This window comes from Vibrio sp. Vf1514, assembly GCF_052076135.1.
Classification (GTDB): domain Bacteria; phylum Pseudomonadota; class Gammaproteobacteria; order Enterobacterales; family Vibrionaceae; genus Vibrio; species Vibrio furnissii.
In genome coordinates this window covers 3,098,414-3,113,465 of the sequence record NZ_CP197267.1, presented here as the reverse complement: position 1 = coordinate 3,113,465, position 15,052 = coordinate 3,098,414, and the positions used below count along the sequence as shown (strand labels likewise).

Annotated in this window: 15 protein-coding genes; 13 read left to right on the top strand and 2 right to left on the bottom strand. The window is 54.7% G+C overall.

Annotated features, from left to right (window positions below):
- Nucleotides 1-32: 32 nt before the first annotated feature.
- Nucleotides 33-1,034 carry an arabinose ABC transporter substrate-binding protein gene (locus ACS18Q_RS14470; RefSeq protein ID WP_004724312.1) on the bottom strand — a complete coding sequence of 334 codons (1,002 nt, stop codon included), beginning with the start codon at nt 1,032-1,034 and terminating at the stop codon, nt 33-35.
- 362 nt (nt 1,035-1,396) lie between these two features.
- On the opposite strand from ACS18Q_RS14470, the gene ACS18Q_RS14465 reads away from it, so the two are divergent.
- The 6 genes from ACS18Q_RS14465 to ACS18Q_RS14440 all read left to right on the top strand — a co-directional run bounded on the left by ACS18Q_RS14465 (nt 1,397) and on the right by ACS18Q_RS14440 (nt 7,748).
- Nucleotides 1,397-3,109 (top strand): ribulokinase, encoded by a 1,713-nt coding sequence (locus ACS18Q_RS14465; protein ID WP_238809914.1) that lies wholly within the window; start codon nt 1,397-1,399, stop codon nt 3,107-3,109.
- The gene (araD, locus tag ACS18Q_RS14460; RefSeq protein WP_441257196.1) at nt 3,106-3,855 is read left to right on the top strand and encodes an L-ribulose-5-phosphate 4-epimerase; all 750 of its coding nucleotides are present in this window, start codon (nt 3,106-3,108) and stop codon (nt 3,853-3,855) included. The genes ACS18Q_RS14465 and araD overlap by 4 nt, the downstream gene beginning before the upstream one ends.
- 13 nt (nt 3,856-3,868) lie before the next feature.
- Nucleotides 3,869-5,371 (top strand): L-arabinose isomerase, encoded by a 1,503-nt coding sequence (gene araA, locus ACS18Q_RS14455; RefSeq protein ID WP_004724315.1) that lies wholly within the window; start codon nt 3,869-3,871, stop codon nt 5,369-5,371.
- A 45-nt stretch (nt 5,372-5,416) separates the two neighbouring features.
- On the top strand, nt 5,417-5,932 hold the full coding sequence (locus ACS18Q_RS14450) for a hypothetical protein (RefSeq protein ID WP_004724316.1): 516 nt from the start codon (nt 5,417-5,419) through the stop codon (nt 5,930-5,932).
- A gap of 65 nt (nt 5,933-5,997) precedes the next feature.
- Nucleotides 5,998-6,837, top strand: coding sequence for an arabinose operon transcriptional regulator AraC (gene araC / locus ACS18Q_RS14445; protein ID WP_004724317.1), 840 nt, complete (start codon nt 5,998-6,000; stop codon nt 6,835-6,837).
- An 80-nt stretch (nt 6,838-6,917) separates the two neighbouring features.
- Nucleotides 6,918-7,748: an HDOD domain-containing protein gene (locus ACS18Q_RS14440; protein ID WP_004724318.1), complete on the top strand. Its 831-nt coding sequence runs from the start codon at nt 6,918-6,920 to the stop codon at nt 7,746-7,748.
- Between the two features lie 62 nt (nt 7,749-7,810).
- Here ACS18Q_RS14440 and ACS18Q_RS14435 read toward each other — a convergent pair whose 3' ends face one another.
- Complete coding sequence (locus ACS18Q_RS14435; protein WP_004724319.1) at nt 7,811-8,716, bottom strand: DMT family transporter; 906 nt, start codon at nt 8,714-8,716, stop codon at nt 7,811-7,813.
- Nucleotides 8,717-8,863: 147 nt separating this feature from the next.
- Between ACS18Q_RS14435 and rmuC the strand changes: the two genes are divergently transcribed.
- The 7 genes from rmuC (at nt 8,864) to tatC (ending at nt 15,012) form a co-directional block, all read left to right on the top strand.
- Nucleotides 8,864-10,396, top strand: a complete 1,533-nt coding sequence (gene rmuC / locus ACS18Q_RS14430) for a DNA recombination protein RmuC (protein WP_004724320.1) — start codon at nt 8,864-8,866, stop codon at nt 10,394-10,396.
- A gap of 49 nt (nt 10,397-10,445) precedes the next feature.
- The gene (ubiE, locus tag ACS18Q_RS14425; RefSeq protein WP_441257195.1) at nt 10,446-11,228 is read left to right on the top strand and encodes a bifunctional demethylmenaquinone methyltransferase/2-methoxy-6-polyprenyl-1,4-benzoquinol methylase UbiE; all 783 of its coding nucleotides are present in this window, start codon (nt 10,446-10,448) and stop codon (nt 11,226-11,228) included.
- Nucleotides 11,229-11,238: 10 nt separating this feature from the next.
- Nucleotides 11,239-11,877 (top strand): ubiquinone biosynthesis accessory factor UbiJ, encoded by a 639-nt coding sequence (locus tag ACS18Q_RS14420; protein WP_441257194.1) that lies wholly within the window; start codon nt 11,239-11,241, stop codon nt 11,875-11,877.
- Entirely contained in the window at nt 11,874-13,508 is a 1,635-nt protein-coding gene (gene ubiB / locus ACS18Q_RS14415) for a ubiquinone biosynthesis regulatory protein kinase UbiB (RefSeq protein WP_004724323.1), read from the top strand. Before ACS18Q_RS14420 ends, ubiB begins: the two co-directional genes overlap by 4 nt.
- A 50-nt stretch (nt 13,509-13,558) precedes the next feature.
- The gene (gene tatA, locus ACS18Q_RS14410; protein WP_004724324.1) at nt 13,559-13,801 is read left to right on the top strand and encodes a Sec-independent protein translocase subunit TatA; all 243 of its coding nucleotides are present in this window, start codon (nt 13,559-13,561) and stop codon (nt 13,799-13,801) included.
- A 3-nt stretch (nt 13,802-13,804) separates the two neighbouring features.
- A complete protein-coding gene (gene tatB, locus ACS18Q_RS14405; RefSeq protein WP_004724325.1) occupies nt 13,805-14,206 on the top strand; it encodes a Sec-independent protein translocase protein TatB in 402 nt (133 codons plus the stop codon).
- Nucleotides 14,207-14,268: 62 nt separating this feature from the next.
- Nucleotides 14,269-15,012 carry a twin-arginine translocase subunit TatC gene (gene tatC / locus ACS18Q_RS14400; RefSeq protein WP_441257193.1) on the top strand — a complete coding sequence of 248 codons (744 nt, stop codon included), beginning with the start codon at nt 14,269-14,271 and terminating at the stop codon, nt 15,010-15,012.
- Nucleotides 15,013-15,052 lie beyond the last annotated feature (40 nt).

The window sequence follows — 15,052 nt, the reverse complement described above, 5'->3', positions numbered from 1 at the left end:
GCCGCGTCAATCTGCTGCCGCCCAAACCGGACTTACAGTCCTTTTTTCTCGAGTTCTTTTTTGTAGTTGTCACGGGTGATGAGGACAACATCGGTCACTTCGACAAACTTGGTCGGTTCCACGCCGTCTTGGACCCATTTGTACAGCGACTCAATCGATTTGTAGCCATGAACGTCGGGGCTTGGCAGTAGGGATCCGTAGAAGCCGGTCGCTTGTGATTTCGCCAGTTCGTTCACCGCATCCACACCGTTGATGCCAATGCCGATCACTTTGTCCGCGGCAAAGCCTTGGCCTTCTGTGGCACGCACGCCACCCAGCACGGTGTTGTCGTTCATGCCGACCACCAGCCACTGGGTCACGTTCGGGTATTGCACCAGCAGAGAGTTGGCCGCATCGAGTGCGCCGGGAATGTCATTGGTTTTGGTGGGCACGCGATAGATTTGGTTGGCGGGGAAGCCAGCCGCTTTCAGCGCTTTGATTGAACCGTCCACACGGCGGCGTGCGGTATCGAGTTCATCGGCGGTAATCGCCATCACACCGGTGGTGGCGACATCAAAGCCGCGTTTTTGCATTTCGTTGTACAGCTCCTGACCTTGGCGTTCGCCAATCGCGCTGGCGGCCATCATCACCAACGGCACGTCTTTCATCGGCTCGCCTTTGGCGTTGAGGAACTGGTCATCCACGGTGATCACTTTCAGATCGTAACTTTTGGCTTTGGCCATGATCGCAGGCCCCAATTTCGGGTCGGGGGTACAGATGACGAAGCCCTTAGCGCCACTAGCCGCTAGGGTGTCGATCGCGTTCAGGGTTTTTTCGCCGTCCGGCACCGCCATTTTGATCACTTTAAAGCCCATGTCTTTGCCCGCTTGTTCGGCAAACGACCATTCGGTCTGGAACCAAGGCTCTTCGGGCTGTTTCACCAGATAGCCCAGTTTCAGGGTGTCATCACTGGATCCAAAGAAAGCGTTGGCAGAAGCACTGAGCAGCGTCAGCCCGGAGAGGGCTGCGGTCGAGAGTAAGGTTTTTAGTTTCATTATAAGTCCATCCGCTGGTAGGGGGTTGTTTCGCTATCCATAGTTGTTGATTCGACTCGCCGTTGGAGTGAGCAAAATCACACCAAAAAAATGTAGCAGAAAAGTCCATTCATTTAGCGCGAGTAGCCATGATGTGGATCCCATTTGCTATTTTTTGGTGCGTTGTTGCATAAAAATAGACCCGATGTAAACGGTTAACTGAGGTTTTTAAGGCCATTTCAAACATGATGCACTTTTTTTAAACAACTGCACGGTTTTGTCCATGTGGCGTTTTTATCCATGAATCTAGCGGTGCGGTTCATGGTTGAAATGGGGTTCGAGCGTTATAACAAATAGAAAATATCACCCGAATTGGAGTTGTTATGGAGCATTTTGCTACTCAACCTGCGCATGTCATCGGCCTCGACTTTGGATCCGATTCCGTGCGTGCCTTATTGGTGAATGCGGTTAGCGGGGAAGAAGTCGCCTCCGGCGTCACTTACTACCCGCGCTGGATGCAGGGGCTGTACAACCAGCCGGAGCAATCGCAATTTCGCCACCACCCGAAAGACTACATTGAAGCGATGACCCAAGCGGTGCGTGAGGCGCTGGCCGCCGTGCCGGCTGAGGTCGCGCAATCGGTGGTGGGCATTGGCGTTGACACCACCGGCTCGACGCCGGCACCGATCGATGCTGAAGGCAATGTGTTGGCACTGCTGCCGGAATTTGAACACAACCCACACGCGATGTTCATTTTGTGGAAAGACCATACCTCGGTCGCCAAAGCCGAACGCATTAACCAACTGGCGCACAGCGGCGATTTTACTGACTACACCAAATTCATCGGCGGCATTTATTCGTCGGAATGGTTTTGGGCCAAAGCCGCGTGGGTCAGCGAACAAGATGCCGATGTGGCCAAACACGCCTACAGCTGGGTGGAGTTGTGTGACTGGATTCCAGCGCTCTTGAGCGGCAATCAGCACCCACACCACCTGCGCCGCGGCATCTGCGCGGCCGGCCACAAAGCGATGTGGCACGAAAGCTGGGGCGGTTTGCCGGATCAAGCGTTTTTGTCGGCGATTTCCCCCACCTTGGATGGCATGCGCGAGCGCATGTTCAGCGAGGTCTACACCGCTGAGCAGCAAGCGGGCACTTTGTCGGCGGCCTGGGCACAAACGCTGGGCTTGCCGGAGGGCATCGCGGTCGCAGTTGGTGAGTTTGACTGCCACATGGGCGCTGTCGGCGCAGGCGCAGGCGCGCACGATTTGGTCAAAGTGATTGGCACGTCCACCTGCGACATTTTGATGGTGGACGCCGACAACGTGGGCGAGCGCACCATTCACGGCATTTGCGGCCAGGTCAAAGGCAGCGCACTGCCGAATTTGATGGCGCTTGAAGCGGGTCAATCGGCGTTTGGTGACATTTATGCTTGGTACAAACGCGTGCTGTTGTGGCCGGTGCAAGCCTTGGCTGCGCAGCAGCCCGAAGCGCAAGCCACACTAGACGCCTTAGATAAAGCCTTGATTCCGATGCTGTCTCAAGCGGCGGAAAGCTACGAGTTTAACGCCCATTCGCCGCTGGCAATGGACTGGCACAATGGCCGCCGCACGCCTTACGCCAACCAGCGCCTGAAAGGTTCGCTGTCGGATCTGAATTTGGGCTCAACCGCGCCTGCGCTGTTTGCCGCGTTGGTGGAATCGAGTGCGCACGGCGCCAAAGCGATTGTCGATTGTTTTGTCGACCAAGGCATGGCGGTGGATCGCGTGATCGCGATTGGCGGCATTTCGCAAAAATCGCCTTATGTGATGCAGATGTGCGCCGATGTGATTGGCCGCGACATTGCGGTGGTGCGCTCAGAGCAGTGCTGCGCATTGGGCGCGGCGATTTTCGCCGCTGTGGCAGCGGGAGTGTATGACGACGCTCAGCAAGCGCAGGCAGCGATGGCGAGCCCCATCAGTGCGGTGTATTCGCCCAATGCCGACACGCAAGCGCTGCGCCGTGAACGTTACGCGGGCTACCGTGAGCTGGGTCAACACCTAGAGCAGTTGGCCGAATTTCATCAAGCCAAATCATCAAGCCAAGGAGTGCAATCATGAGTGAACACACCTTGATGCAACCCGTATCGACTCAAACTGAACGGCTGCGCCAACTGCGTCATGACGTGTGGCAAGCCAACCTCGATCTGCAACGTCACAATCTGGTGACGTTTACTTGGGGCAACGTCTCAGCCATCGACCGCGAATCAGGGTTGGTGGTGATCAAACCAAGCGGCGTGGCTTACGAAGATCTCTCGGCCGACAACATGGTTGTGGTGGATTTGGCAGGGCATGTGGTGGAGGGTGACCTCAATCCGTCGTCTGATACCGCGACCCATTTGGTGATGTATCGCACCTATCCACACATTGGCGGCGTGGTGCACACCCATTCGCCGCACGCCACCTCGTGGGCGCAAGCGGGCACAGCCATTCCGGCGCTTGGCACCACCCATGCCGATTACTTCTACGGCAGCATTCCGTGCACGCGCCCGCTGACCAATGACGAAATCGCCCACGATTACGAACTCAATACCGGACGCGTGATTGTCGAAACCATCGCAGCGCAAGACCCGATGGCCATTCCCGGCATCATCGTCAATGAACACGGCCCGTTCAGCTGGGGGAAAGATGCCCATCAAGCGGTGCACAACGCGGTGGTGATGGAAGTGGTGGCGTCGATGGCGCTGCAAACGCTGCAAATCAACCCGGCGGTGCAATTTATCAATCAGGCTCTGCTCGATAAGCATTACCTGCGCAAACACGGCGCGAACGCTTATTACGGTCAGACTGCGACGAACAAAAAATAATCAAGGGAAAGTTATGAAAGTATTCGACAACAAACACGTGTGGTTCGTAACCGGTTCGCAAACCCTGTACGGCCCAAAAGTGCTCGAGCAAGTGGCGCAAGACAGCGCACAAATCGTGGCTAGCTTTAACCAGACCGACGCGATTTCCGTGCCGATGGTCGACAAGGGCACAGTGAAGTCACCGGACGAAATTCTGCAAGTGTGCCGCGCGGCCAACAACGATCCGGCGTGTATTGGTCTGGTGCTGTGGATGCACACCTTCTCGCCAGCGAAAATGTGGATCGCGGGGTTATCGCAGCTCAACAAACCGTTCCTGCATCTGCACACCCAATTTAACGCGGCGCTGCCATGGGACAGCATCGACATGAACTACATGAACACGCACCAGAGTGCGCATGGTTGTCGTGAATTTGGCTTTATCGGCACACGTCTTGATTTGGACCGCAAAGTGGTGGTCGGTCATTGGCAGAACCCGAACGTGCATCAAGAAATCGACGCGTGGTGCCGCGCTGCGATCGGCATTGATGCTGGTCAGAACCTGAAAGTGGCGCGCTTTGGCGACAACATGCGCCAAGTGGCGGTGACCGAAGGCAACAAAGTATCGGCGCAAATTCAATTTGGCTATGAAGTGAATGCCTATGGCTTGGGTGAACTGAGTGAGGTGGTGCAATCGGTGTCGGATGCGGATGTCGCGCGTCTGCTCGATGAATACGCCTCCACCTATGACATGAGCCCGCAACTGCTGAGCGATCCGGCGCTGCTCAAACTGATGCAGCACGAAGCGCGTTTGGAAATGGGCATGGAACGTTTCCTGACCGACGTGGGCGCGCATGCGTTTACCAACACCTTTGAAAACTTGACCGGCCTGGATTCATTGCCCGGTTTGGCGACTCAGCGTTTGATGGCCAAAGGCTTTGGTTACGGCGGTGAAGGCGACTGGAAAACCTCGGCCATGGTGCACATCATGAAACAGATGGGCAAAGGGCGTCAGGGCGGGACTTCGTTTATGGAAGACTACACCTACAACTTCGGCGCCACCGACCAAGTGCTGGGCGCGCACATGCTGGAAGTGTGTCCATCGATTGCTGCGGCGAAACCAAAACTCGAAGTGCATTTGCACACCATCGGCTTGCGCTGCGACGTGCCTCGCCTGCTGTTTAGCGGTCGTGAAGGCCCGGCGGTGAACGTGTCGGTGATCGACTTGGGCAACCGCTTCCGCATGGTGGTGAACCGAGTGAACACCGTGGCACCGCCGCAAAGCATGCCGCATTTGCCGGTGGCGCATGCGTTGTGGGAACCGATGCCGAATCTGCAAGTTGCGGCGGCGAGCTGGATTCATGCCGGGGCGGCGCACCACAGTGCGTACAGCCAACAAGTGAGTGTCGACACCTTGGCTGACTATGCCGATATTCTTGGCATGGAAATGGTGGTGATTGATGAACACACCGAGACGCGCACCTTCAAACATGAGTTGAAAACCAATAGCGTGTACTATCGCTTAACGTCTGGGGTGTAACGAAATCAGCCCCCTCAGTGATGAGGGGGCGTTGTAGAGGTACTTATGACGGTTGACGAATCGAAGCGAGTGTCGCACTTTGACATTCATCATCAACGTTGGACGCTGCGGGTCGCCAGCGCGAGCCCGACACAGTTCCAACTGCTGCATGGCAATCAACTGATGTACGAAGGGGCGTTGGAGCTGATCAACAACGGCGAAGCGCTGGATGTGTCGCATGCGCAGTGGAACTTTCGCCATCGCGCGGACAAGATTGAGCAATGGTGCCAGTGGCATCACAGCGACCGGTTGTCGCTCAATATGAATTACTACTTTCAGCACAATGCGGTGGTGATTGAGTATCTGGCGCGCAACAGCATTCCGACTCGGCTCGACATTCGTCACGTCATTCAGCCGCTCAACGCGGCGCTGGTGGTGCCCCCATCCACCGACACCGTCCAGCCGGACTGGCAACGCGCCAGACACGGGCTACCGAGCGATTTTATTCGCCAATCGGCCAAAACCGATTGGTTTCGTGAGGCGTTTTCCGCCACCCAATGGATCGTATTAGGAAAAGTGTGAACTCGAAAATCGCAATGCGACAAGGCGCAACATACACTAGGCAAAAACTTAGCGACTGTTGGTCTATGCAAACAACCGATCCTCTCAAACCGGGCTATAACTTTGATGCGCATTTGGTGGCCGGTTTAACGCCGATCATCGAAGGCGATGAGCTCGATTACCCGATCGATCGCCCTCATGGCATGAAAGGCTACATCATCAACTACACCAGCAAAGGCGAGGGCACTATTTTTTCCGGCGAGCAGATGTTTCATGTGAAACCGGGTGACTTGTTGCTGTTTCCGCCCAGTGCGGCGCACTTTTATCATCGTCGGACCGACAGTGCATCCTGGTTCCATCGCTGGGTCTACTTCCGTCCGCGCGCGTTCTGGAATGACTGGCTGAGCTGGCAGGAAGAGCGCAACGGGGTCTATCTGACTCGTGGGTTAGACGCGCAAACCATGGCACACATCGAAAACCTGTTTGTCGATATCGAATACACCGCCAAATCCGACATGCCATATCGCGATGACTTGGCGATTAACCTGCTCGAGCAGTTGCTGATCCGCTGTAAAACGGTGCAACCGGATGTGGTGAGCAAGCCGCTCGACCCGCGCATCATTCAGGCCATCAACTACATGACGCAGAACCTCAATCAAGACTTCACCTTGGAAGAGATTGCCGCGTACACCTGTTTGTCGCCGTCGCGCTTAGGGCACCTGTTTCGTGATGAGATGAAGATGACCATCACCCAGTGGCGGGATGATCAGCGCATCAGTCGTGCCAAACAGTTGTTAGTGACCACTCACTACTCAGTCAACCACATTGGCCGGATTGTCGGCTACTCGGATCCGCTCTATTTCTCGCGCGTCTTCAAACGCAAAGCCGGGGTCAGTCCGAAGCTCTATCGCGAACAAATTACCTGATAAATTGCTCAGCATTTGCCATTCCAAAGCGGGATTTCTGTCCTATAGTAAATCTGTTGGTTGCTAGAAGGAGTGAACGAATGAATCAAGAAGCCCTGATCTCCCGCCTGAATGAACTGCCCCGCATTGAAAGTATCCAGCAAGAACTCCTGAATATGGTGAATCGCGACAACGTCGACTTCAGCGAACTGTCGCGCAAAATGTCGATGGATCAGGTCCTCAGTGCGCGCGTGTTGCGAATGGCCAATTCCGCGCAATTTGGCGGCGTCAACGGCAAGGGCGTCTCCACCATCAGTGATGCCATCATTCGTGTCGGCAGCGGCGCGGTGCGCACGCTGATCTCCTCATCGGTCGTGTCGGGGGTGTTTCCCCAGTTGCGAACGCTCAATATCAAAGATTACTGGTCGAACACATTTGAAATCGCGATGATCGCCAGCAAGCTCGCCAAACCGCTCAAGCTTGATCCCAACGAAGTGTTCACCACCGGCGTCTTGCACAACATCGGCGAGCTGATGATTCATGCGCTCGAACCGAATCTCGCCGAGCAGATTGAACAGCGCGTCAAGCAGGGCGAAAAGCGGGCAGATGTGCAGCAGGATTTACTGGGTGTTGACGCGCAGCAACTCGGCGCGCAACTGGCCAAAGCGTGGAATTTCCCGGTCGACATGGCCGATGCGATTGAACACGTCAATCACCCCGGTCAAGCGGGCGAAGCCAAGCGTTTGGCGTGCGTGCTCTATCTGGCGCGTGACATTCATAAGCGCTGGGATTCGCTGTTTGATGTGCATGAAAAGCAGGCGTTTCTCGCCCGTCATCCGGCAGCCAAAGCGCTGGCCTTAGCGCCGGAGAGTCATGGCTTGATTGATCAGGTACGCGGCCAAGGCGCCGAATTGGCGCATCAATTGTTCTGACGCACTTCGGTGTTCAGATGCACTTCAGCGTGCTGACGCATTGTGGCGGCTCGGCGCGCCGCTCACGCTTTTTCGGTGGCGAGCGGTTTGCTGCGACGTTTCACTTGTTGCACCACCAAACCGGCGATGATCAGCACCAATCCAATCAGGGTGGTGGGGTGAATCGCTTCCCCAATGATGGTGGACAGCAGGATGAGTGAAATAAACGGCGAGGCGAAAATCAAGTTGCTGATGCGCGCGGTGTTGCGAGTGTTTTTCAGCGCACTGAGCCACAACACAAAGGTAATGCCCATCTCAAATAAACCGACGTAGGTCACCGCCGCCCAGCCTTGCGGGCTGATGTGCTGCCACGGCGCCCCTTCATACACGCTGAGCGCAATGGCAAACGGAATTGCAATCACAAACCCCAACAGCACGCCCACCACCGGATCGGCTTGATTTTTGGTATTGAGAATCCAATAACCGGCCCACAACAGGGTTGACAGCAGCGCCAGCCCAACGCCGAGTGGGCTCTCGAACTGCATGCCGAGCACATCGCCTTGCGTGGCGATCACCACCACGCCGAAATAACTCAGCGCGCAGGCGATCCAATCTTGTTTGCGAATGGTTTGGCCAAGAAACACCGCCGCCATGAGCGTCAGGGTGATCGCCCAGCTGTAGTTGATCGCCTGCGCTTGCGAGGCGGGCAGTAGGGCGTAGGCTTTGAACAGGATCAGGTAATAGGCGAGCGGGTTAATCAGCCCCAGCAGCAGGTAATACCACGGGTTGGCGAGGAAGGTGCTGATCACCAAAGGCAGCTTGCCTTGCAGCGTGCAGATGACCAACAGCGCCAAGGCTGAAACCATGCTGGCGATGGTCAGCATTTGAATGGGGGAAAACTCTGCCAACGTCAGTTTGAACGCGGTGGCCACCGTCGACCACAACAACACAGCAGACAAGCCCAATCCCAGAGCGCGGCGTTCATTCATTCCCAATTTCCCCATATCCATGTTAGGTAGACCTGTGTTCAGGTGAATCGCTAGTCTATCGGCTGAATAATTGCCCGGCAAACTGGACATTTATCCAGTATCGAAATACTCTTTTTATCAACAACCAACATCAAGTAACTCATTATTATGCAATGGATTCTCGAGAACCCCGCCGTGTGGATCAGTACGCTGTCTGGCGCCGTGGTGTCCGCCGTGGCCGCCGGTTGGTGGGTGAAACAGAAATATCAACTGCAAGCGCAGCTGTTAGAACAGCAATTGACGAGTGATGCTCGCTGGCATGAACAGCAGCTTGAGCAGCTCAAACAGCAGTTGCAGGCGGCGCAGCAAGAGCTGGATGAACTCGACCAAGAGCGCGACAAAGCGGAGTTTGAGCTCAAGCAATCGCACGGCAAAGTGATGGCTGTGATGGAAAAACTGCGTTATTTCGATGCGATTAAACAAGAGCGCCAGCAATACGCCGACGAACTCAACCGCATGCGGGAACAAAAAGCGCAACTCGACGTGCAACTGCGTGAGCAAGAAGCGCGTCATCAGCAGCAACTCGAAGCCAGCCAAGACAAACTGCAACTGCTCGAACGTGCTGAAGAGCGCCTCAAGCAGCAGTTTGAGCACCTCGCCAATCAGGTGTTTGAAGCCAAAACCGCCAAAGTGGATCAGCAAAACCGCCAAAGTTTGGATGGTTTGCTGTCGCCGCTGCGTGAGCAGTTGGATGGCTTTAAGAAACAGGTCAACGACAGCTTCAATCAAGAAGCCAAAGAGCGTCATACGTTGGTGCATGAGCTGCGTAATTTGCAGCGCCTCAACGAACAGATGGCCAAAGAAGCACTCAACCTGACGCAAGCGCTGAAAGGCGACAACAAGCAGCAGGGCAACTGGGGCGAAGTGGTGTTGGCGCGCGTACTGGCCGAATCGGGCCTGCGTGAAGGGCACGAATACCAAACCCAAGTGAGCCTGCAAAACGAAGCGGGCAAGCGCTATCAGCCGGATGTGATCGTGCATCTGCCGCACAACAAACAGGTAGTGATCGACTCCAAAATGGCGCTGGTGGCGTATGAGCGGTATTACCACGCTGACACCGATGCCGAGCGCGACGTCGCGCTGCGCGATCACTTGCTGGCGCTGCGCAGTCACATCAAAGGTTTGGGGCAGAAAGATTACCATCAGCTCAAAGGCATTCAGTCGCTCGATTACGTGCTGATGTTTATTCCGGTCGAGCCTGCGTTTCAGGTTGCGATTCAAGCCGATCCGAGCTTGGTGAAAGATGCGATGGAGCAGAACATCATTCTGGTCAGCCCGACCACATTGCTGGTGGCGCTGCGCACCATTGATAACCTATGGCGCAACGAACGCCAGAACCAGAACGCACAATTGATTGCTGAGCGGGCGAGCCGTTTGTACGACAAACTGCGCCTGTTCGTGGAAGACATGGAAGGCTTGGGCGGCGCGCTCGACCGCGCCAACCAATCGTATCAAGGCGCGATGAACAAACTCGCCACCGGGCGCGGCAATGCCATTCGTCAGGCCGAAAGCTTTAAGCAACTGGGCGTGGAGATTAAGCGTTCTATCAACACCGAGTGGGTGGAAAAGGCACAGCGTGAGGCAGATTCGGAAATTGGCCCTTTAGTAGAAAGACATCCCGCTGAGGATAAAGTAAACTAATCGCCCGCAGTCGCAGTTTGGTCGTGAAAACTGCCTAAGAGGAAACACAATGACGGATACCAGCGTGCAAACGAAAACAGCAGTAGAGAATCAAGACACCACCCATTTCGGCTTTGAAACCGTACGTAAAGAAGAAAAAGTAGCCAAGGTCGCGGAAGTGTTCCACTCGGTTGCGGCGAAATACGACATCATGAACGATTTGATGTCGGGCGGGATTCATCGTCTGTGGAAGCGTTTCACCATCGATTGTGCCGGCGCGCGTCCGGGGCAACGTATTCTCGATTTGGGCGGCGGTACCGGTGACCTGACGGCAAAATTCTCTCGCATCGTGGGCGACAAAGGCCACGTGGTGCTGGCAGATATCAACAACTCCATGCTCAATGTCGGCCGCGATAAACTGCGCGACATCGGCATTGTCGGCAACGTGCATTACGTGCAAGCGAATGCGGAAGAACTGCCGTTCCCAGACAACTATTTTGATTGCATCACCATCAGTTTCTGTCTGCGTAACGTCACCGACAAAGACAAAGCGCTGCGTTCGATGTTCCGTGTGTTGAAGCCGGGTGGCCGTCTGCTGGTGCTGGAATTTTCAAAACCGGTGCTAGAACCGTTATCCAAAGTGTACGACGCGTACTCGTTCCACATTCTGCCGAAAATGGGTCAACTGATCGCCAACGACGCAGACAGTTACCGTTACCTAGCGGAATCGATTCGCATGCACCCAGATCAAGAAACGCTGAAAGGCATGATGATCGATGCGGGCTTCGAGCAGGCCAGCTACTACAACCTGACTGGCGGTATCGTGGCGTTGCACCGTGGCTACAAGTTCTGAGGACTTGCGTATGCCGTTTGAACCGTTAATCACCGCGGTGATTGAATCATCGCTCAATGCCCTGATCAAAGACGACCCGGAGCTGGGTCGTCGTTTGGCCCGCCTTAAAGGCCAAGTGATTCAGGTCCATCTCAAAGAACTCAATCAAACCCTGACCTTCATTTTCAGTCAGCAGATCGACGTGCTGGCTCACTACGAAGGGGCGCCGGATTGTTATCTGTCGCTCAATTTGTCGGTGTTGCCGGAACTGCGTGAGCAGGCCAACATCACGCAGTTGATCAAACAAGATAAATTGGTGCTGGAAGGCGACATTCAACTGGCGCAGAAATTTTCTCAGCTCATGACGGACTGCAAACCCGACATCGAAGAGTGGCTGTCACGCGTGACCGGTGATGTGGTCGCACACACCGTGGTGCAAGGCGCCAAAAACTTCGGCGCGCTGCTGAGCGCGCAAGTGAGTAAACACCAGAGCCATTTGGCGCAAGTGCTGACCGAAGAGTGGCGCGTGGCTCCGGGGCCGCTGGAAATTGCTCATTTTTGCGATCAAGTGGATGAGGTGAATAGCCAAGCGGCACGCCTAGAAAGCCGCCTGAATCAGTTGCTTGAGCGCGGGCAACCGACAGAACAAGGGTGCGTGGACACTGTATGACCCCAGCCGAACTCAAACGTTTATACCGCATTATCAAAGTTCAGCTCGAATATGGGCTGGACGAGTTGTTACCCGAACATCAACTGACCAAAGCGCCGCGGCTGGCGCGCAAATCCATCTTCTGGATTCGCAATCAACACGCCGACAAACCGCTCGGTGAGCGGCTGCGTTTGGCGTTGCAAGAACTTGGCCCGGTGTGGATCAAGTTCGGCCAGATGATGTCGACCCGCCGCGACCTCTTCCCACCGCACATCGCCGATCAGCTTGCGCTGCTGCAAGACAAAGTGGCGCCGTTTGACGGCAACCTCGCCAAAGCGCAGATCGAAAGCGCACTCGGCGGCCCACTGGAAACGTGGTTCAACGACTTCGATCTCCAGCCGCTGGCTTCTGCGTCGATCGCTCAGGTGCATACCGCGACGCTCAAATCCAACGGCCGCGAAGTGGTGTTAAAAGTCATTCGCCCAGATATTCGTCCGGTGATTGATGCAGATCTAAAACTGATGCATCGCCTCGCGCGTATAGTCGCACGAGCGACGCCTGAAGCACGTCGTTTGAAACCGCTTGAAGTGGTGCGTGATTACGAAAAAACGCTGCTTGATGAGCTGGATTTGCGCCGTGAAGCGGCCAATGCGATTCAACTGCGCCGCAACTTTGAAGACAGCGAAGAATTGTATGTTCCTGAAGTCATTACCGATTTCAGTAATAAAACTGTCATGGTTTCTGAGCGAATATATGGCATTCAGGTATCCGATGTTGAACGCTTGCAGGCCAATGGCACCAACATGAAGCTCTTGGCTGAGCGCGGCGTGAGTGTGTTTTTTACGCAAGTGTTCCGCGACAGTTTCTTCCATGCAGACATGCACCCGGGCAATGTGTTTGTGAATCCGGAGCATCCGGACAACCCGCAATGGATTGGTCTCGACTGTGGCATTGTCGGCACGCTGAATGCAGACGACAAACGTTATCTGGCGGAAAACTTCCTGGCGTTCTTCAATCGCGATTATCGCAAAGTGGCGCAATTGCACGTCGATTCGGGGTGGGTGCCGCAAGACACCAACATCGATGAATTCGAAGTGGCGATTCGTATTGTGTGCGAACCGATATTCGCCAAACCGCTGTGCGATATCTCCTTTGGCCATGTGCTGTTGAACCTGTTCAACACCGCACGTCGCTTCAATATGGAAGTGCAGCCGCAACTGGTGTTGCTCCAGAAGACGCTGCTGTACGTAGAAGGGTTAGGGCGTCAGCTATATCCACAATTGGATTTATGGCAGACGGCGAAACCATTTCTGGAAAAATGGATGATGAATCAGGTTGGCCCGCAAGCGGTGGTGAATGCCATCAAAGAGCGTGCGCCGTTCTGGGCCGAAAAATTGCCGGAACTACCGGAATTGCTGTACGACAGTTTGAAACAAGGTCGTCACCTGAATCTGCGCATGGAGCAGTTTTATCAGGGCTACCGCGACAGCAAGCGCCAGCAGGCGACCGGTAAGTTTTTGTTTGGTGTTGGCGCCACTTTAGTCGTATGCTCGGCTATATTGGTGGCCAGTCACTACGAACCGTGGGCCGCGGGCAGTGCAATCGCAGGCGTCACATTTTGGTTGTTTAGTTGGCGAGCTTATCGTCAATAAACGTTAAACTCTTGAACTGTTTTTGTAACACATAACCCGAGGTAGAAAGAATGGGTGGTATCAGTATTTGGCAACTTCTTATCATTGCGGTCATCGTTGTATTGCTGTTCGGTACGAAGAAACTTCGTGGTATCGGCGGCGATCTCGGTAGCGCAGTGAAAGGCTTCAAGAAAGCCATGGCAGACGAAGATCAGTCTGCGGCGAAGAAAGATGCCGATTTCGAACAGAAAAATCTGGAACAGCAGAAGACCGACGCAACTGCTGAAACAAAGAAAGACAAAGAGCAGGCTTAAATCGTGTTTGATATCGGTTTTTGGGAACTGGTATTAATTTCTGTCGTGGCACTGGTGGTGCTGGGTCCAGAGCGGCTGCCGCATGCGATTCGCAGTGTGGCGAAGTTTGTCTCGGCGGCCAAAAACATGGCCAACAGTGTCAAAGATGAGCTGGCGCACGAGCTGAAAGTGCAGGAGCTGCAGGAAAACCTGCGCAAAGCCGAGCAGATGGGGATGCAAAACCTGTCGCCTGAGCTGCAAGAATCGGTCGATAAGCTCAAGCAGGCGGCGCAGGACGTGCAACGTCCGTACGCCACACCAGCCACCAGCCCGACAGAGGATGACCAGCCGCAACCCTCGGCAGAATCCCTCCACGTTGTGGCTGAACCCGCTCAGCCGAAGACGGCAGAAAAGAAAGCCGACTAATAGTCTTTGTAAAGAGTTACCCCTGAGCGGTAACTCTTTTTGATTGGTTACATGAGGTGTCAATGTCAGTCGAACAGACTCAACCGTTGATCAGCCACTTATTGGAACTTCGTGATCGCTTGCTGCGCAGTATTGCGGCGGTGATCGTGGTGTTTCTTGGGCTGATTTATTTCTCCAATCACATCTACGAATTTGTCTCTCGCCCGCTGGTGGATCGCCTGCCGGAAGGGGCAACGATGATCGCCACTGATGTGGCTTCACCGTTTTTCACCCCACTCAAGCTGACGCTGATTGTGGCGGTCTTTGTGTCGGTGCCGTTTATTCTTTATCAAGTGTGGGCGTTTGTGGCGCCGGGCCTGTATAAGCATGAGCGTCGCCTGATTTTTCCGCTGTTGGTGTCGAGTTCGCTGCTGTTTTATTGCGGTGTGGCGTTTGCTTACTATGTGGTTTTTCCGCTGGTGTTTGGCTTCTTTACCGCGATATCGCTCGGCGGGGTGGAGTTTGCCACCGACATTGCCAGTTACCTTGATTTCGTCTTGGCGCTGTTTATGGCGTTTGGCATCGCGTTTGAAGTGCCGGTGGCCATCATTCTGCTGTGCTGGACGGGCGCGACCACGCCGACTGAGTTAAGCCAAAAACGTCCGTACATCATCGTGGGCGCGTTTGTGGTTGGCATGCTGCTGACACCGCCTGATATGATTTCACAAACACTGTTGGCGATTCCCATGTGTTTGCTGTTTGAAATCGGTCTATTCTTCGCGCGTTTCTACACGCGCAGAGATGAGGCGCAAGACGGGGAAGCGTAGTCGCCACGTGATGGGGCAAACCATGGATAAAAAAAAGCGG